General features: G+C 39.2%; 17 protein-coding genes. 14 read left to right on the top strand and 3 right to left on the bottom strand.

Annotated elements, in window-relative coordinates:
* Positions 1-97 precede the first annotated feature (97 nt).
* From fabL to ASU02_RS02025, 10 genes are all read left to right on the top strand, one after another.
* Positions 98-847, top strand: coding sequence for an enoyl-[acyl-carrier-protein] reductase FabL (fabL, locus tag ASU02_RS02070; protein ID WP_057760492.1), 750 nt, complete (start codon positions 98-100; stop codon positions 845-847).
* Between the two features lie 303 nt (positions 848-1150).
* On the top strand, positions 1151-1354 hold the full coding sequence (locus ASU02_RS02065; RefSeq protein WP_057760489.1) for a gamma-type small acid-soluble spore protein: 204 nt from the start codon (positions 1151-1153) through the stop codon (positions 1352-1354).
* Between the two features lie 202 nt (positions 1355-1556).
* Entirely contained in the window at positions 1557-1808 is a 252-nt protein-coding gene (locus tag ASU02_RS02060) for a YgaB family protein (protein ID WP_057761085.1), read from the top strand.
* Positions 1809-2220: 412 nt separating this feature from the next.
* Complete coding sequence (gene ntdP / locus ASU02_RS02055; protein ID WP_057760487.1) at positions 2221-2751, top strand: nucleoside tri-diphosphate phosphatase; 531 nt, start codon at positions 2221-2223, stop codon at positions 2749-2751.
* A gap of 137 nt (positions 2752-2888) precedes the next feature.
* Positions 2889-4637, top strand: coding sequence for an ABC transporter ATP-binding protein (locus tag ASU02_RS02050; RefSeq protein ID WP_057760485.1), 1749 nt, complete (start codon positions 2889-2891; stop codon positions 4635-4637).
* A gap of 374 nt (positions 4638-5011) precedes the next feature.
* Complete coding sequence (locus ASU02_RS02045; RefSeq protein WP_057760483.1) at positions 5012-6010, top strand: ABC transporter ATP-binding protein; 999 nt, start codon at positions 5012-5014, stop codon at positions 6008-6010.
* Complete coding sequence (locus tag ASU02_RS02040) at positions 6003-6977, top strand: ABC transporter ATP-binding protein (RefSeq protein ID WP_057760481.1); 975 nt, start codon at positions 6003-6005, stop codon at positions 6975-6977. Before ASU02_RS02045 ends, ASU02_RS02040 begins: the two co-directional genes overlap by 8 nt.
* A gap of 86 nt (positions 6978-7063) precedes the next feature.
* The gene (locus ASU02_RS02035) at positions 7064-8689 is read left to right on the top strand and encodes an ABC transporter substrate-binding protein (protein ID WP_057760479.1); all 1626 of its coding nucleotides are present in this window, start codon (positions 7064-7066) and stop codon (positions 8687-8689) included.
* A gap of 270 nt (positions 8690-8959) precedes the next feature.
* Complete coding sequence (locus ASU02_RS02030) at positions 8960-9964, top strand: ABC transporter permease (protein WP_057760476.1); 1005 nt, start codon at positions 8960-8962, stop codon at positions 9962-9964.
* A gap of 12 nt (positions 9965-9976) precedes the next feature.
* Positions 9977-10876, top strand: coding sequence for an ABC transporter permease (locus tag ASU02_RS02025; protein WP_053478876.1), 900 nt, complete (start codon positions 9977-9979; stop codon positions 10874-10876).
* 41 nt (positions 10877-10917) lie between these two features.
* On the opposite strand, the gene ASU02_RS02020 is transcribed toward ASU02_RS02025, so the two are convergent.
* Complete coding sequence (locus ASU02_RS02020) at positions 10918-11988, bottom strand: FUSC family protein (RefSeq protein ID WP_057760474.1); 1071 nt, start codon at positions 11986-11988, stop codon at positions 10918-10920.
* A gap of 247 nt (positions 11989-12235) precedes the next feature.
* Positions 12236-13534, bottom strand: coding sequence for a glutamate-1-semialdehyde 2,1-aminomutase (locus tag ASU02_RS02015; RefSeq protein ID WP_057760472.1), 1299 nt, complete (start codon positions 13532-13534; stop codon positions 12236-12238).
* A 186-nt stretch (positions 13535-13720) separates the two neighbouring features.
* Here ASU02_RS02015 and ASU02_RS02010 point away from each other — a divergent pair, with 186 nt between their 5' ends.
* From ASU02_RS02010 to perR, 3 genes are all read left to right on the top strand, one after another.
* Positions 13721-14128, top strand: a complete 408-nt coding sequence (locus tag ASU02_RS02010; protein WP_053478873.1) for a potassium channel family protein — start codon at positions 13721-13723, stop codon at positions 14126-14128.
* Between the two features lie 88 nt (positions 14129-14216).
* Positions 14217-14687 carry a thioredoxin-dependent thiol peroxidase gene (gene bcp, locus ASU02_RS02005; protein WP_057760470.1) on the top strand — a complete coding sequence of 157 codons (471 nt, stop codon included), beginning with the start codon at positions 14217-14219 and terminating at the stop codon, positions 14685-14687.
* A gap of 500 nt (positions 14688-15187) precedes the next feature.
* Positions 15188-15625: a peroxide-responsive transcriptional repressor PerR gene (perR, locus tag ASU02_RS02000; RefSeq protein WP_165571533.1), complete on the top strand. Its 438-nt coding sequence runs from the start codon at positions 15188-15190 to the stop codon at positions 15623-15625.
* 94 nt (positions 15626-15719) lie between these two features.
* Here the strand turns inward: perR and ASU02_RS01995 are convergent, their stop codons facing one another.
* The gene (locus ASU02_RS01995; protein ID WP_057760468.1) at positions 15720-16073 is read right to left on the bottom strand and encodes a YgzB family protein; all 354 of its coding nucleotides are present in this window, start codon (positions 16071-16073) and stop codon (positions 15720-15722) included.
* A gap of 148 nt (positions 16074-16221) precedes the next feature.
* Here ASU02_RS01995 and ASU02_RS01990 point away from each other — a divergent pair, with 148 nt between their 5' ends.
* On the top strand, positions 16222-17097 hold the full coding sequence (locus tag ASU02_RS01990) for a nucleotidyltransferase-like protein (RefSeq protein ID WP_057760466.1): 876 nt from the start codon (positions 16222-16224) through the stop codon (positions 17095-17097).
* Positions 17098-17344 lie beyond the last annotated feature (247 nt).

Genomic DNA, 17344 nt, shown 5'->3' with positions numbered 1-17344 from the left:
GTTATGAACTGGATTGCTTGATATACATGAAAAAGTTAAAATGGGCACAAGAAAGAGTTTAAATAATGAGATCGCTATAAAAGAAAGGATTTTTCGAATGACACAAAAAGTAGCATTAGTAACAGGCAGCAGCAGAGGTATTGGAAAGGCAACGGCATTAAGGCTGGCAAAAGAAGGCTATGACATCGTTATTAATTATGCGAGAAGCAAAACAGCAGCGTTAGAAACAGCTGCTGAAATTGAAGCACTCGGCAGAAAAGCTTTACCAGTAAAAGCGAATGTTGGCGATGTGGAAAAAATTAAATACTTATTCGAGGAAATTGAACATGAGTTCGGCAGACTTGATGTATTTGTAAATAACGCAGCATCAGGAGTCCAAAGACCTGTGATGGAGCTTGAAGAATCTCATTGGAACTGGACAATGAATATTAACAGCAAAGCACTATTATTTTGTGCGCAGGAAGCTGCCAAGCTGATGGAAAAAAATAATGGCGGAAAAATTGTCAGCATCAGCTCTTTAGGCTCGATTAGATATTTAGAAAATTACACAGTTGTTGGGGTTTCAAAAGCAGCATTAGAAGCATTAACAAGATATTTGGCTGTGGAATTAGCTCCTAAAAACATAATAGTTAATGCAGTTTCAGGGGGAGCGGTAGATACAGAAGCCTTAAAGCATTTCCCTAACCGTGAAGAATTGCTGGCTGAAGCAAGAGAGAAAACGCCAGCAGGAAGAATGGTCGAAATTGATGATATGGTCAATGCCGTAATGTTCCTTTTAGCAGATGAGTCAAGCATGATTCGCGGTCAGACAATTATCGTTGATGGGGGAATATCATTGCTAGTTTAACCTGTGTTCTTGTGTGGAGTGGAATCAGACAAGAAAGGCAGCTTTGATAGCAATCAATTTAGACAGAGGGTGTCAAGAGGAATCGGGTTCAAACGAGGACTGCTTTAGATAAGCAAATCCATTCCAAGATCAGCCGAGTCCATACTCTTAGACCAGCTTCAGAGTAAATTTTTTTGGATAGCATAGTACTAGAAGAACCAATCCCTTGCTAGAATTTGCACGGACAGCTCGAAATTATTTTTAAAAAATAAGTGGATATTTCCTCTGCGCTTGGACAAATTAATAGGCGTGGAGGTGATAACAATGGCAAAACAACCTAACCAAACTCAAACGGGTACTAACATTCAAGAAGTAAGACAGCAAAATTCTCAATCAGCTGGTGCAGGAGCTGGTGCTGGTCAATTCGGAACTGAATTTGCTAGCGAAACAAATGCACAAGAGGTAAGACAACAAAACCAACAAGCAGAAGCACGTAAAGCGAAAAACTCAGGCCCTCAAGGTCAGTAATATCAAAGAAAGGCGCTCTTCATTCGGAAGGGTGCCTTTTTTTTGTTTAATTAATGGAAACAAGAGCAATAATGTGTAGGGAAAGAGTCTTTGTTCCTTTCGACAAAACTTCCCTTGGCTCAACAGAAGTAGTCAAAGGAATCGTGAAGGAATGAGAGAATACATAATACAGAAAAACAAACAGGACGGTGATACTCGAATGATGAAAAGCTTTGACCTATTAGTCACAGAACAAATGCAAACAATGGAAAAACTATTATATCTGCAAAGTGAGCTTGAGCGTTGTGAAGAAATAGAGGAAGAGCTAATATCACTTCAGCAGGAGAATGAGCTGGAAAGTCTCCAAACTGAAATTGCTGCAATGAAAAAGGAGCTAAGAGAAATTCATCGTGTATTTGAAAGCCAAACGGAGGAAGTCATCCGTTCTTATCAAGAGGTGAAAGTTTCAGTATAAAAGTTCGATTTTGAAACTATTTTATATTTTTTCTATTAGCCATTGAGGATTTTCAATGGCTCTTTGTTTTAAATTTCTACTGAAACCGTTATAATAAATAGAAAAAGGATTCGTACTTTGTTGCCTTTAATTGATTTTGGAGATATTTAGAAAGTTGAAATTCGTATAGCAACTGGATGAATTAGGCCGTGTCTAGCTTCACCGCCTAGGAGCTCTTTGTGCTAAGCCAATCTGACAAAAGGTTAAATACTAACTTTACTGCAGGGGTGTCTTAGGATCGAAAGCCCCTGAGTACTAAGGGAAGCTGCTTAGAGGGCAAAATTCGCAGACACAAGCTTATTACTTGTTCAAATGCGCTTACGCATTTCAGTTAGGTTTCAAAGCCCGGGTATATGAAAGTAGGGGAGAAAGAATGGCCGTACCCATAGAAGGAGAACCGATACAAATTCATAGTTATAAACATAATGGGCACATCCATCGCGTCTGGGATGAAACAACCATATTAAAAGGAACGCAAAATCTAGTAATTGGCGGAAATGATCGGACGATTGTTACGGAATCAGATGGCAGAACATGGGTTACAAGGGAGCCAGCTATTTGTTATTTTCATTCGCAATATTGGTTTAATGTAATTGGCATGATTCGTGAAGATGGCATTTATTATTATTGCAATCTCAGCTCTCCATTTATCTTTGACGGAGAGGCCGTAAAGTATATTGATTATGATCTTGATATTAAGGTGTTTCCAGACATGACGTTCAATCTGCTAGATGAAGATGAATACGAGCGTCATCGCCAAGAAATGAATTATCCAGAGCCAATTGACCGGATTCTGAAGTATAATGTTGATCAGCTCATTCATTGGATTAGACAGAGAAAAGGTCCATTTGCTCCAGATTTTATTGATATGTGGTATGAAAGATATTTAACATACAGACGCTAATGACATTGGATGAATGTGCGAAAACGTAACGCCTGTTGAGCTAAGATCAACAGGTTTTTATGTGGAAAAATAATGTTAAATTATTATCTATTAACAATTATTCCATAAGGCCAGTTACGGATAAGAGGGGGAAAAAGTTGGATAGCATCAAGCGTTACATGCAGTTTGTGAAACCATATCGACTTCAAATTATTGTAACAATCATCATTGGGATTATTAAGTTTGCCATCCCGCTTATGATTCCGCTTTTAATTAAGTATGTAATTGATGATATTGCAGGCAATACTGCTTTAAGCAGCGGAGAGCAAACGAGCAAGCTGTTTATGATTATGGGCATTATGATTATTATATTTGTTGTCGTTCGGCCGCCTATTGAATATTACCGTCAATATTATGCCCAATGGGTCGCAAGCAAAATTTTATACGATATTAGAGATAAGCTGTTTACACATATTCAAAAGCTGAGCTTTAAATATTACGCAAATACAAGAGCAGGGGAAGTTATTTCAAGAGTCATCAATGATGTTGAGCAAACAAAAACATTTGTTATTACAGGATTAATGAACCTGTGGCTGGATATTGCAACAATTATAATCGCAGTGGTTATTATGATGCAAATGGATGTTACATTAACAATTGTTTCATTAATTTTATTCCCTTTCTACGGATTTTCCGTGAAATACTTCTTTGGCAATTTAAGAAAGCTGACAAGAAGAAGGTCGCAGGCACTTGCTGAGGTACAGGGCTATCTCCATGAACGTGTACAAGGGATGGCTGTGATTAAAAGCTTTGCGATCGAGGATTATGAACAAACACAATTTGATAAGCAGAACAGTAACTTTTTAACAAAAGCAATTGACCATACGAAATGGAATGCGAAAGCATTTGCTGTTGTGAATACCATTACAGATATCGCGCCATTAATTGTCATTGGTTATTCTGGTTATCAAGTGATACAAGGAGATCTGTCAATTGGGACGATGATGGCATTTATTGCCTATATTGACCGATTATACAATCCGCTTAGAAGGCTTGTGAATTCTTCAACAACGATGACACAGGCAATTGCATCCATGGATAGAGTTTTCGATTTAATCGATGAGAAATATGATATCGATGATTCGCCAGATGCGATTGAATGTAAACATGTAAAGGGAGATATCGATTTTGAAAAGGTAAGCTTTTCCTACAACGAAAAGGAAGAGCCTGTCTTAAAAAATATTTCTCTCCATGTGCAAAAGGGAGAGACGATTGCCCTTGTTGGCATGAGTGGAGGAGGAAAATCCTCCTTAGTCGGACTGATTCCCCGATTTTATGATGTTACAGATGGAAAGATTCTGCTAGATGGGGAAGATATCCGTTCGTTTAAGGTTCGTTCATTAAGAGATAAAATTGGAATGGTACTCCAGGATAATATTTTATTTAGTGAATCGGTGAAAACGAATATTTTATTAGGAAAACCTGAAGCAACAGATGAGGAGGTCATTGAAGCGGCAAAGGCTGCGAATGCCCATGAGTTTATTATGAATTTGCCAGAAGGATATGAGACAAAAGTAGGAGAACGCGGTGTGAAGCTATCAGGGGGCCAAAAGCAGCGGGTAGCGATCGCCAGGATCTTTTTAAAGAATCCGCCTATCCTGGTTTTGGATGAAGCGACATCTGCACTGGATTTAGAAAGTGAGCATTTGATTCAGGAGGCACTCGAGCAATTGGCTAAAGATCGGACAACCTTTATTGTTGCTCACCGCTTATCGACCATCACACATGCGGATCGCATTATCCTTATAGAGCATGGGGAAATTGTAGAAATCGGCAGCCATGATGAATTAATGAAAAAGCAAGGAAATTATTATAAACTCTTCCAAGTACAGCAATTAGAGCATTAACTTTGAACTGACCCTAAGGATGGGGTCAGTTTTTTATTTGGTAAAGAAAATATATGAGATGATGCTTTGTGACGACTGGTCTGCTTCTCTTGAGGTTACAAGCCAATTCTTTCGAACAAGTAAAGGCCCTCTTTTTAGCAAGTCGAATAGTCATTATTGCCTAACTCCAACATAAGATAGTAGAGATGACTGAAGCAGCATGTCTAAATTTATGTGTATTTGTCGAAAAATATAAAATTATTGATATATTCATATAATTTAAATAAATCAGTAGACTTGAAGAAACTTTTTTAATAGAATAAAAAGCAAGCGATAGATAATTCCGATTTTTCGGAAATTAATCAATGGGTGGACACCTAGAAAGGAGTATCACTGTGACACAAGCTCCAGTATTAGATGTAAAGCAGTTGAAGACATCATTTTTTTCAGCGGATGGAGAAATACCTGCAGTTGATGAAGTAAGTTTTTCGGTAAATAAAGGAGAAATTCTAGGGATTGTAGGGGAGTCTGGCTGTGGAAAAAGTGTCACTTCATTATCAATCATGAAGCTGATCCCTCAGCCGCCAGGGAAAATTGTTGGTGGTGAAATCTTGCTTAATGGCGAGGATATTGTCCATTCCTCTGAGAAAAGAATGAGGGAAATTAGGGGTAATGAAGTAGCTATGATTTTTCAGGAGCCAATGACTTCATTAAACCCGCTGTTTACAATCGGCAATCAGCTGATTGAAGGCATCAAAATACATACAAAGGCTGGGAAGAAAGAGGCCTTTCAGCGAGCAGTTGAAATGCTGAAGCTAGTCGGGCTGCCGCGTGCCGAACAAATTATGCATGAATATCCTCATCAGCTTTCTGGAGGAATGAGGCAAAGGGTCATGATTGCCATGGCGCTTTCCTGCCACCCGAAGCTGCTTATTGCGGATGAGCCTACCACTGCATTAGATGTAACTATTCAAGCTCAAATACTAGCCTTAATGAAAGATCTGAATGAAAAGCTTGATACAGCCATTGTGTTAATTACCCACGATTTAGGTGTAGTAGCCGAAGTTTGTGAACGTGTGATAGTTATGTATGCAGGGAAGGTCGTGGAAGAGGCACCAGTAATAGAGATTTTTAAAAACCCGAAACACCCATATACACATGGATTGCTGGAATCAGTGCCAGATGTTCGTGAGAAGAAAGAACGTCTCTATTCTATTCCTGGAAATGTTCCAAAACCAGGATCGATAAGGAAGGGCTGCCGTTTTGCAGCCAGATGTGAATTCGTACATGAACGCTGTCTTTCAGACACCCCTCCATTATACAAGGTAGAAGGTGCTGATCAGCATACAGTAAGATGTTTCCTGCACGAATCAGGGGGTGCGGCTAGTGGCTGAGGTCTTGTTAGAAGTCAATCAATTAAAGAAGTACTTTCCGATAAATGGGGGAGTTTTCGGCAAAAGGGTTGGAGAAGTAAAGGCGGTAGATGACATTAGCTTCTTTGTTAACAAAGGGGAAACGCTCGGTCTAGTTGGTGAGTCGGGCTGCGGGAAATCAACAACAGGCCGAATGCTAATGCGCTTAATCGAACCAACGGATGGGAAGGTGCTCTTTGAAGGAAAAGAGTTAACGAACCTATCGGATGGGGATATGAGAAAAATGCGCAAGGAAATGCAAATGGTTTTCCAAGACCCCTTTGCATCCTTAAATCCCCGTCATACAGTGGAAAAGATTTTGGAAGAACCGCTCATCGTTCATGGAATAGGTGATAAAGAGGAGCGGAAAAAAAGAGTAAAAGAAATGCTTGAGGTTGTTGGCCTAAGCAGCTATCATGCAAAACGCTATCCGCATCAATTCAGCGGCGGACAAAGACAGCGGATTGGTATAGCGCGAGCCTTAATGACAAAGCCAAAGCTCATTATTGCCGATGAGCCTGTATCTGCATTGGATGTTTCGATTCAGTCGCAAGTGCTGAATCTGCTTGAAGATCTGCAGGAGGAATTCCAGCTCACTTATATATTTATTGCCCATGATTTAGGGGTTGTTAAACATATTAGTGATCGAGTCGGTGTCATGTATCTTGGAAGATTAGTAGAAATTACTACAGCTGAGAAATTATATGAAAAGCCGCTCCATCCATATACAAATGCATTATTAGGTGCTGTTCCTGTTCCTGATCCTACATTGAAAAAGGAGAGGGAGCTTTTAACAGGTGATATTCCAAGTCCTTCAAATCCGCCATCTGGCTGTGCATTTCATACGAGATGCAGAGAATGTATGGACATTTGTAAAACGGAAAGGCCTCAATTAGAGGAAATTGAACCGGGTCATTTTGCGGCATGCCATTTGTATAAGAAGAATTAAACGATTCTTTTGGTAATGCTGCATGAATGATAGATAGCAAGTAAGAAATGTATTATGCCTTTGGCAAAAGAAAAAGGGGGAAAACAATGAATAAGCGCAAAGGGATTTTATTTCTAGTTTTTGCTTTGCTTCTATCTCTCGCATTGGTTGGCTGCAGCGGTAACAGCTCAACTGGGGGTACGAAGGAAGAGGGAGAAAAAGATACAGGGACAGAAGGAACAAAAGACACAGAAGAAGGAGCAGGTGGAGGTACATTAGTATTTGGCCGCGGCGGAGATTCCACATCTCTTGATCCAGCTGTTACAACTGAAGGAGAAGCATTCAAGGTTACTGACAATTTATTTGAAACATTAATTAACTTTGGGGAGCAGGATACTGAAATTGAACCAGGACTTGCGACTGAATGGGAAACAAGTGAAGATGGGTTAAAGCATACATTAAAGCTTCGTGAAGGCGTTAAATTCCATGATGGAACAGACTTTAATGCTGAGGCTGTAGTTTTTAACTTAGAGCGTTGGAAAGCTGGAAATGCAGAGCAATTCTATTATTATAACTCTCAATTTGGCGACAAAATTGATAGTGTCGTAGCGGTTGATGAGTACACGGTTGAATTTAATTTAAATAAACCAATTGCACCATTCTATAAAAACCTAGCAATGTCGCCGTTTGGCATTGCAAGCCCTGCAGCAATTGAAAAGCATGGGGAAAAGTTTATCGAAAATCCAGTTGGAACAGGTCCATTCGTATTTAAAGAGTGGAAGCGTAATGACCGGATTACGATTGAAAAGTTTGCTGATTATTGGCAAGAGGGTCTTCCAAAGTTAGATCAAGTTATTTTCCGTTCGATTCCGGAAAACTCCGCTCGTCTAAATGCGTTAGCATCAGGTGAGGTCGATTTAATCGATGGAGTGAACTTTAGTGATGTACCAACAATTGAAGGAAATCCAGATTTACAAGTTTTCGAGCGTCCGACATTGAACGTGGCTTACCTTGGGTTAACAAATACACGCGGACCGCTTAAGGATAAGCTTGTCCGTCAAGCACTTAATCATGCAGTTGATAAAAAAGCGTTAATCGAAGCGTTCTATGCTGGAGCAGCTGATCCGGCAATTAACCCAATGCCTCCAGTTGTAGCTGGCTATAATGATGCAGTTGAAGACTATCCGTATGATCCTGAAAAAGCGAAGGAATTATTAAAAGAAGCAGGATATGAGAATGGCTTTGAAATGGAACTATGGGCAATGCCTGTTGCCCGTCCATATATGCCTGATGGCCAGAAGGTTGCTGAAGCATTACAGGCAAACTTTGAAGCAATTGGTGTGAAAGCAAAAATCGTTTCATATGAGTGGGGTACGTACTTAGAAAAGGCAAATAAAGGGGAAGCTGATTCGTTCTTACTTGGTTGGACAGGTGATAACGGGGATGCAGACAACTTCCTTTATGTTCTTCTAGATGAAGATGCAATTGGCTCAAATAACTATACGTACTACAAGAACTCTGAGCTTCATGAAATATTATTAAAAGCTCAAGCAAGCTCTGATCAAGCAGAACGTGAAGAACTTTATAAGCAGGCTCAAGTCATTATTAAAGACGATGCCCCATGGATTCCGCTTGTTCACTCAAGACCAATCCTAGCGGGTAAAGCTGGTATTTCTAACTTTAAGCCGCATCCAACAGGCTCTGACTTACTTTCTCATGTTGAATTAAAATAAGACTTATGAAAAGGGAGTTCAGCAGTGACTCCCTTTTCTTACTCTAGGAAATTATAAAATTGAATGTTGTGGATAACTTTGTGACAGGTTGTCTGCGTCTAGCTCCAGCACCTACCCCCTCGAGGTCACAAGCCAATCCTCCCTAAAAAGGTAAAGGACACCTTTTTTGAGAGGCTCGTCTTGTGCTTGTCGGGGGTGAGCAAGGCGCTTGCGCATTTGTTCATTCCAACTCCATTGACTTTTGGACAACCTTCCAGTGAGGTGAAAAAGATGTTTTCCTATACGATAAAACGAGTATTGTCCTTAGTGCCAGTTTTGTTAGGTCTATCCTTGATTGTCTTTTTTATGATTCGGGCTATTCCTGGAGATCCAGCACAGATTATCCTTGGACAATTAGCGACAAAAGAGGCTGTTGAAGAATTAACAAAGCAGCTGGGTTTAGACCAGCCTTGGTATATTCAGTACTTTACATATCTCGGCGGATTATTAACCGGGGATTTAGGTGAATCGATAAAGACAAAAACGGCAATCAGCCAGGAAATCTGGCCATATTTAGCAGCAACCATTGAATTATCCTTTTGTGCAATTGTGATTGCGATTGTCATTGGTGTAAACGCTGGCATCATCAGTGCCTGGTACCAAAATTCATGGTTTGACTATATTGCGATGGTTCTTGCACTTATTGGGGTATCAATGCCAATCTTCTGGCTTGGATTGATGGAACAATGGGTGTTTGCGATTAATCTTGACTGGCTTCCCACATCGGGAAGAGAGGAAGTTAGAAATCCTGTCACATCCATCACCAATATCTATATGATTGATACATTGCTGCAAGGGAGAATGGATCAATTTTGGGACGTTGTGAAACATTTGATTCTCCCTGCATTTGCATTAGCGACCATTCCAATGGCGATTATTGCAAGGATTACACGATCGTCCATGCTTGAAGTGATGAGATCAGATTTCATTCGTACAGCAAGAGCGAAGGGATTACGGATGTTCTGGGTCGTTTATAAGCATTCTTTAAAAAATGCGATTATTCCAGTTCTTACGATTATCGGTCTTCAAACCGGTCTTTTGCTGGGAGGAGCAATCCTGACAGAAACGATCTTTAGCTGGCCGGGAATGGGACGCTATATTTATGATGCGATTAATGCCCGTGACTATCCTGTTATTCAATCTGGGATATTAATCATTGCCTTTATTTTCGTCATGATTAACTTAGTTGTGGACTTGCTCTATGCAGTAATTGATCCACGAATTAAATATAATTAGGGGGGAACACACTTGGAACTTTCAACTCAAAAAGATTTACAGCCACAGCTTGTGCCTGAAGAAGACAAGGTCGTTTCCCCTTGGCTTGAAGCATGGAGAAGCTTTCGAAAGAATAAATTAGCCCTGATTGGCACATTAATTGTTCTATTCTTTATCGTCATTGCGGTATTTGCACCGGTGATTGCTCCCCAAGGAATTAATGAGCAAATGCTTTCAAAACGATTGCAGGCTCCATCAGGTGAGCATTGGTTTGGTACGGATGACTTTGGAAGAGATATTTTTTCGAGGGTTATTTATGGGACAAGAATCTCATTATGGGTAGGCTTTCTTGCTGTAATGGGGTCTATTATTGTTGGCTGTTTTCTAGGAATCGTGGCCGGTTATTATGGTAAATGGGTAGATACTATTATTTCGCGTCTATTTGATATTATGCTTGCTTTTCCGAGTATTCTATTAGCAATAGCGATTGTTGCTGTATTAGGCCCATCTTTGAAAAATGCTCTAATAGCGATTGCGATTATAAATATTCCAAACTTTGGAAGGTTAATTCGATCCCGTGTGCTTAGTGTAAAGCAGGAAGAGTATATCATGGCTGCTAAAGCTGTCGGAATGAAGGATAGCCGGATATTATTCAGACATGTGCTTCCAAATAGCATGGCTCCGATTATCGTACAAGGGACATTGGCTATTGCAACAGCGATTATTGAAGCGGCTGCACTAGGATTTCTTGGATTAGGAGCGACTGCACCTAATCCAGAGTGGGGGAAAATGCTTTCAGATGCGCGACCGCTATTAATGCAAGCGCCATGGACGATGTTCTTTCCTGGGATTGCGATTATGCTGACCGTATTAGGCTTTAACTTAATGGGGGATGGCCTAAGAGATGCCCTTGATCCTCGAATGAAAAATTAATAGCAAAGCAATAAGAAAAAGCAGCTGAAAATCAGCTGCTTTTACTCTTCTATCATAATTTCACTCGTCTTCTTATGATAGGTTTGGAAACTCGTGATCAGCTTATCGAGGTGGACGACTTGTTCATCATAGTTAATAATGGCTGAAAGGATTTGCACTGTATGTGAAAGCGTCGCTTCCTCCTCAATTTTTGCTTCCTTTTGATTGGCAAAAAAGAGATTGAGCAGTTCCTTGCTGTTTAGGATGATGTCTCCCTCTTCAAAGGTCACGTTAGGCTTAACTTTTCCTATGAATTTAAGCATAACATGTTCATGGTAATGGATAAGACAATCTAATTGCTGCTGAACCGCATGCTGGAATTCTGCGGGCATTTCTTGAAGATCATTTTCAAATCGATGCAATCTCCTCAGCATTTCAAGCGATCTTTTTACAGTAGAAATCATCTGCCTGTATATGACAAGCTTTCGGGATTTCACTAATGTATTTTTTTTGAAGTAGTTGCGTTCCTCTTTATACATCACATATAAATGATCGAGGCTACGAACGGCTTCCTTCATTTTCCCAATATCATTCTTAAGGAGACGATGCTCTGATGCATGCCTAATCGTGAGGCGAATCCATTTGGTCGTTTCTTCTGTTACATCAGAAATCTTATAGTATAGCTTCTTTTCATACTTTGGAGGCAAGAAAACTAAATTTACAATAAAAGCAGATAATACCCCAAGCATGATGGTAGAAAAGCGAATAAGTGCAAACTGGATAAACTCATCACCTGGTGTTTCCATAATAACAATCATGGTAACGAGAGAGAGTGAGATTGTATTTTCGATTTTCAGCTTCAGGTTAATCGTAATCACAATAATCGCCGCAAGCCCAATGATGACGATATGATTTCCTAGTAATAAAACGAAAATTACAGCAATGATTGCTCCAATGAAATTCCCTTGGATTTGCTCAATTATGGATAAAAATGACCGGTAAATGGTCGGCTGTACAGCGAAAATCGCTGCAATTGCTGCAAAGACAGGGGAAGGGAGCTGAAATAATTCCGATAATAATAATGATAAAATGATTGCGATTCCCGTTTTTAATATGCGGGCGCCAAGCTTCATACGTACATATTTCCTTTCTTTTTAAATAATACTACCCTATCCGACAGAATCGAATAAAGTTTTTTGATTGTGCCTCTAGCTTTTGTTAAGTCTATGACATTAATGTACTATACATGGATATCCGAAGAAGCACAATGGGCATTTTTTTGAACTTTACACTGAAGATGGATTTTAAGTTTAAAGACATAGGAAAAAGGAGCGATATATCGCTCCTTTGCTGACTGCTATTTCTAAAATAGGATTACATTTATCTTTCGTTTTGCAATGCTTCAAATGCTTGATTGACTGCATGAAGGGTTGCTTGGATATCTTCTTCTGTATGAGCGATTGTTACAAACCAGGCTTCATATTTGGAAGGGGCAAGGTTGATGCCTTGCTTCAGCATGAGTTTAAAGAACTTAGCGAACATTTCGCCATCCGTATCTTCAGCCTGCTCATAATTAACAACTTTTTCATTTGTGAAATAAACGGTTAATGCACCCTTTAAGCGGTTAATGGTTATTGGAATATTGAATTCCTTCGCTGCCGCTGTAATTCCTTCCTCTAACATCGCACCTAATTGATCAAGGTATTCATACACGCCTTTTTGTTTTAATACTTCAAGACAAGCAATTCCTGATAGAATGGATGCTGGGTTCCCTGCCATTGTTCCTGCCTGGTATGCTGGTCCTAATGGGGCAACAGTCTCCATAATTTCCTTTTTGCCGCCATAAGCACCAATTGGCAGGCCTCCGCCTATAATTTTTCCCATTGCTGTTAAATCGGGAGTCACTCCAAGCAAATCCTGGGCTCCTCCATACATGAATCGGAAAGCGGTAATTACTTCATCATAAATAACAAGTGCACCGGCTTTATGTGTTAACTCATTCACTTGCTCCAAAAAGCCTGGCTTTGGTTCAACAATCCCGAAGTTTCCAACAATCGGCTCAACTAGAACGGCAGCAATTTGGTCACCCCATTTTTCTAATGCTTCTTTATATGGTTCGATGTCATTGAATGGAACGGTGATGACTTCTTGAGCAATGCTTTTTGGAACGCCTGCTGAATCAGGTGTGCCAAGTGTAGATGGGCCTGACCCCGCTGCAACAAGCACAAGATCAGAGTGACCATGGTAACAGCCGGCAAACTTAATAATTTTATCTCTGCCTGTGTAAGCCCGTGCGACACGGATGGTTGTCATTACTGCCTCCGTTCCTGAATTTACGAATCGGACCTTTTCAAGATTCGGCATGGCTTCCTTTAACATTTCAGCAAATCTTACTTCATGTGGGGTTGGTGTTCCGTAAAGGACACCTGTTTCTGCCGCTTTTTTGATGGCTTCTGTAATATGCGGATGAGCATGTCCGGTTATGATTGGTCCATAAGCAGCTAAATAATCGATATATTGATTGCCGTCCACATCCCAGAAATAAGCACCTTTTGCTCTCTCCATTACAACTGGTGCGCCTCCGCCAACCGCTTTATAAGAGCGGGAAGGACTGTTTACTCCTCCTACGATATGTTCAAGTGCTTTTTTATGTATGCGTTCTGAATTCGTGAATTGCATATAAATCCTCCTTACAAAATGAAAAATCACAATAAGTCTTTCGCTTATATTATCTTACCATTTTTCAAGTTAAGAATGCTGTAACTTATAATTGCGACAATTTTTTTGTCCTTCCATCTAGCTTGTCATACAAAATAATCAATGCGCGTATAAATAGATAGAACATAAGGGAAAAGAGGGAGCCATATGGTGTTTTATTTGTCCCTGGTATTAATTGTATTTTGCATGGTTATGAGTTTGCGCACTTTATTCTTGCCGCATAAAATTAAAGGGAAGAAAGTTTCCTTTGAAAACTTTTTGTATTTGGCTTGTATTTATATAACTGTGATGCTCGGGTTCGGTCTCATATATATTCTTCTGGAATTGAATGGATTTAATGTATTTTTAGAAGAGACGGATGCGTGGTATGAAAATTTTTTTAATCGTCTAGAAACAGGCTTTTACTTTAGTGCTGTCACATTGTTTTCGGTTGGGTATGGGGATATTTCTCCCGTTGGAATTGGGAGGATGATCGCTGTTCTTGAAGCATTAATCGGCTATACAATCCCAGCCGCTTTTGTTTTTAAAGCCGTATTTGATTTGGAGACGAAGTAGATTAGTTGTTTTTATTATAGAAATTAGCTAGGCTTATAAAAAAAGCAATAGCATGTTAAGCTGCTATTACATTAGGAGTGAATAAAGCATGACAGCTGTAGTAGGAGAACTTGCTCCAGATTTTTCATTAGCAGGCAGCAATGGAGAAATCGTTAAATTATCTAATTATCGCGGCAAAAATGTGGTCCTTTATTTCTACCCTAAGGATATGACACCGGGATGTACTACTGAGGCTTGTGATTTCAGAGATCAATATGAAAGCTTTTCTGGTCTAGATGCTGTTATTTTAGGTGTAAGTCCGGATCCTCTCAACCGCCATGAGAAATTTATTGAGAAATATGCTCTGCCGTTTGTTTTGCTGGCAGATGAAGATCATCAGGTAGCCGAGGCTTATGATGTTTGGAAATTGAAGAAAAACTTTGGAAAAGAATATATGGGAATTGAACGTGCGACTTTTATTATTGATAAAGAAGGCAGACTAGTAAAGGAATGGAGAAAAGTAAAGGTGAAAGGGCATGTGGAGGAAGCCCTTCAATTTATTGAGGACAGCCTTTCTTAAATAAGAAGGAGTCTTCAATTCTAGCCTATTTTTTAGTTTCAAGGCGTATGTCCATTCATTTAAGTGGTTTTTGAATATCATTTTATTAGGGCATACCTCCTCAGATACTTTTAAAGCGAATCTTTAGAGATTCGCTTTTTTTTTTGCTGAAAACTCATTTAATAAAAGCTGTTTTGTACAAGATTCCAGCGGGAGAAGTGGACAGTTAAAGACCCAACAGGCATTTTTAAGAGGGAGCTCAGCGTTCACAGTGAGAAGAAGTCAAAATATTTAAAGACAATCTTGTTTCAAAAAGAAAGTGGTTTTTAATTATTACCCACATACATATATTAATAAGAAGAATGATTAGGTAAAGGGGATGGAGTGCAGGCGAAATAGCTGGTATTGGAATAAACTTGCTGTTTGAGGGTTTGTAATGTTGACAAAAGTAATAATAAATTAGTACACTATTTATAAAGATTATAAAATAAGAATTCTTTTTAGAAAAGAGGTGCATGGCGGTGGCACATATTGAATTAAAGGAAGCATTAGATACCTTAAAGGATACTGGAGTGCGCATAACACCACAGCGTCATGCGATACTTGAGTATTTAATTAACTCAATGTCACACCCAACTGCCGACGATATTTATAAAGCTCTTGAAGGAAAATTCCCAAATATGAGTGTTGCGACTGTATACAATAATTTGAGAGTATTTCGTGAGGTTGGACTTGTAAAGGAGTTAACCTATGGGGATGCATCAAGCCGTTTTGATTTTGTCACAACCCATCACTATCATGTGATCTGTGAACAGTGTGGGAAAATTGTTGATTTCCATTATCCAGGACTTGATGAAGTAGAGCATTTAGCATCACATGTGACTGGATTTAAAATTAGCCATCATCGGATGGAGATATATGGTACTTGTCCGGATTGTGCTAGTAAAGAAGCCCATTAATAAATATTGCCGCAATGAAGCTGCTAGCCGAAAAGGGCTGTCAGCTTTTCTATTTGCTTTAAAAAAGATAAAAGCTTGGCATGGGGCCAAGCTTTTATCTTTTCTTGTTATATTTTTCGTCGAACTCTTTGCCCTCAAGATTTGGATCAAGTGTTAATGGTTCATTGCAATACATACACATGTCTACTCGTCCAAGTATTTTGGTGTGTTTTCCGCAATTCGGGCAAACTACCTGGACGGTTTTGGTTGAGAGCATCCCAATCCAAAAATACACGACGACACTTGCAATCATGAATATGAAACCCAAAAACATAAAGATTGTCATGAGCAGAGGGGAATTTTTAAAGAAAATGCCTATGTACATGACGATAAATCCAACAAATATCAATGCCAGGGCAAATGTACGGATCTTATTAATTTTACTTGAATACATTGTATACTTAGCCATCCATGTCCCTCCCTAAAGAATAACTATATCATATTGCTTAATAGAAGATAAATAAAAAGAAAGCAGGAGATTTTAAGTTATTAAAGGGAGGAATATGATAAAAAATTGTCGAAGATATATTCTTATCAATAAATTTGGAGGAATGATGATGGAAGACATTCTCCGTCCTATTTATCAAGAACGTGCAAGTCAGGCGAATACGCTTGGTGTACTAATGATAAAGAAACGACAAAAGGATATTCCAGTTACAGACACATTTGATGCGGTTTTGCTTGTTCTGGTAACTGAAGCAGATTCATCCGTATCGATTAAGCATTATACGTACCATGATAAAAAAGCAGCCTTGTATATTGTGACTGAACAGCAGCTGAATGAATGGATTTTGCATGGCTCGAATAAGAAAATATTTGATTGGCTATACGATGGAAAGATCCTATTCGACCGCAATGAATATATCCAAAACATTAAAACTGAATTATTGGAGTTCCCATTCTATGGGAGAAAGTTGAAGATGGGTCTGGAATTTGCCAAGCTTATTCGCCGTTATATGAATGGGAAAGCTTTTTTTGAAAATGACCAATATCTAGATGCATACAATCATATTGTCCATTCACTTCATCACCTGGCAAGATTAGCAGTGATTGAGCAGGGATTTCATCCGGAAGTGACAGTGTGGCAGCAGGTAAAGCAAATGGATCCAGAAATCACCAAATTGTATGAAGAGCTTGTTACGAGCCATGAGCCACTGGATAAAAGGCTAGAGCTGCTATTTCTAGCCAGTGAGTTTTTGATCCATTCAAAAATGAAAAGCGGGATACAGCATTTAGTTGATGTGCTTGCTGAAAAAGATTCTTGGACTATTAATGAAATGATTAGTCATAAGGAAGTCCAACTATATAGTGTTGATCTTACTATGCTTCTTGAGTATTTAATTGATAAAGGCATCATTGAAGTAGTTATGAAAGAGACAAAAGGGCAAGGGGTCTTTCATCGGTACTATAAGCTCGGGAAAAAATTATCTTAAAAAAACAATAAAAGCTATTGACCTTTGTTGATATACTTGATATATTAATATCCGTCGCTGCGATTTGTGAGAAAAACATTTTTACAGCTGACGGATTATTTTTAAAAAAGTGTTGACGAAAAAGTTAACACATGTTATATTAAGAAAGTCGCCTCTGAGCGATATCATCGAATTGCTCTTTGAAAACTGAACGAACAAAAAACGTCAACGTTTAAAACAAGTTTTAAAACTTAAGAGCTAATCTTAC

The organism is Cytobacillus praedii (assembly GCF_001439605.1).
GTDB lineage: Bacteria > Bacillota > Bacilli > Bacillales > Cytobacillaceae > Cytobacillus > Cytobacillus praedii.
The sequence above is the reverse complement of the archived record's forward strand: the minus strand, read 5'-3'. Positions and strand labels throughout refer to the sequence as shown.

Bases quoted from the DNA above. Each gene is read 5' to 3' on its own strand.
- fabL (WP_057760492.1), top strand. From the start codon at position 98: ATGACACAAAAAGTAGCATTAGTAACAGGCAGCAGCAGAGGTATTGGA.
- ASU02_RS02065 (WP_057760489.1), top strand. From the start codon at position 1,151: ATGGCAAAACAACCTAACCAAACTCAAACGGGTACTAACATTCAAGAA.
- ASU02_RS02060 (WP_057761085.1), top strand. From the start codon at position 1,557: ATGAAAAGCTTTGACCTATTAGTCACAGAACAAATGCAAACAATGGAA.
- ntdP (WP_057760487.1), top strand. From the start codon at position 2,221: ATGGCCGTACCCATAGAAGGAGAACCGATACAAATTCATAGTTATAAA.
- ASU02_RS02035 (WP_057760479.1), top strand. From the start codon at position 7,064: ATGAATAAGCGCAAAGGGATTTTATTTCTAGTTTTTGCTTTGCTTCTA.
- ASU02_RS02030 (WP_057760476.1), top strand. From the start codon at position 8,960: ATGTTTTCCTATACGATAAAACGAGTATTGTCCTTAGTGCCAGTTTTG.
- ASU02_RS02020 (WP_057760474.1), bottom strand. From the start codon at position 11,988: ATGAAGCTTGGCGCCCGCATATTAAAAACGGGAATCGCAATCATTTTA.
- ASU02_RS02015 (WP_057760472.1), bottom strand. From the start codon at position 13,534: ATGCAATTCACGAATTCAGAACGCATACATAAAAAAGCACTTGAACAT.
- ASU02_RS02010 (WP_053478873.1), top strand. From the start codon at position 13,721: ATGGTGTTTTATTTGTCCCTGGTATTAATTGTATTTTGCATGGTTATG.
- bcp (WP_057760470.1), top strand. From the start codon at position 14,217: ATGACAGCTGTAGTAGGAGAACTTGCTCCAGATTTTTCATTAGCAGGC.
- ASU02_RS01995 (WP_057760468.1), bottom strand. From the start codon at position 16,073: ATGGCTAAGTATACAATGTATTCAAGTAAAATTAATAAGATCCGTACA.
- ASU02_RS01990 (WP_057760466.1), top strand. From the start codon at position 16,222: ATGGAAGACATTCTCCGTCCTATTTATCAAGAACGTGCAAGTCAGGCG.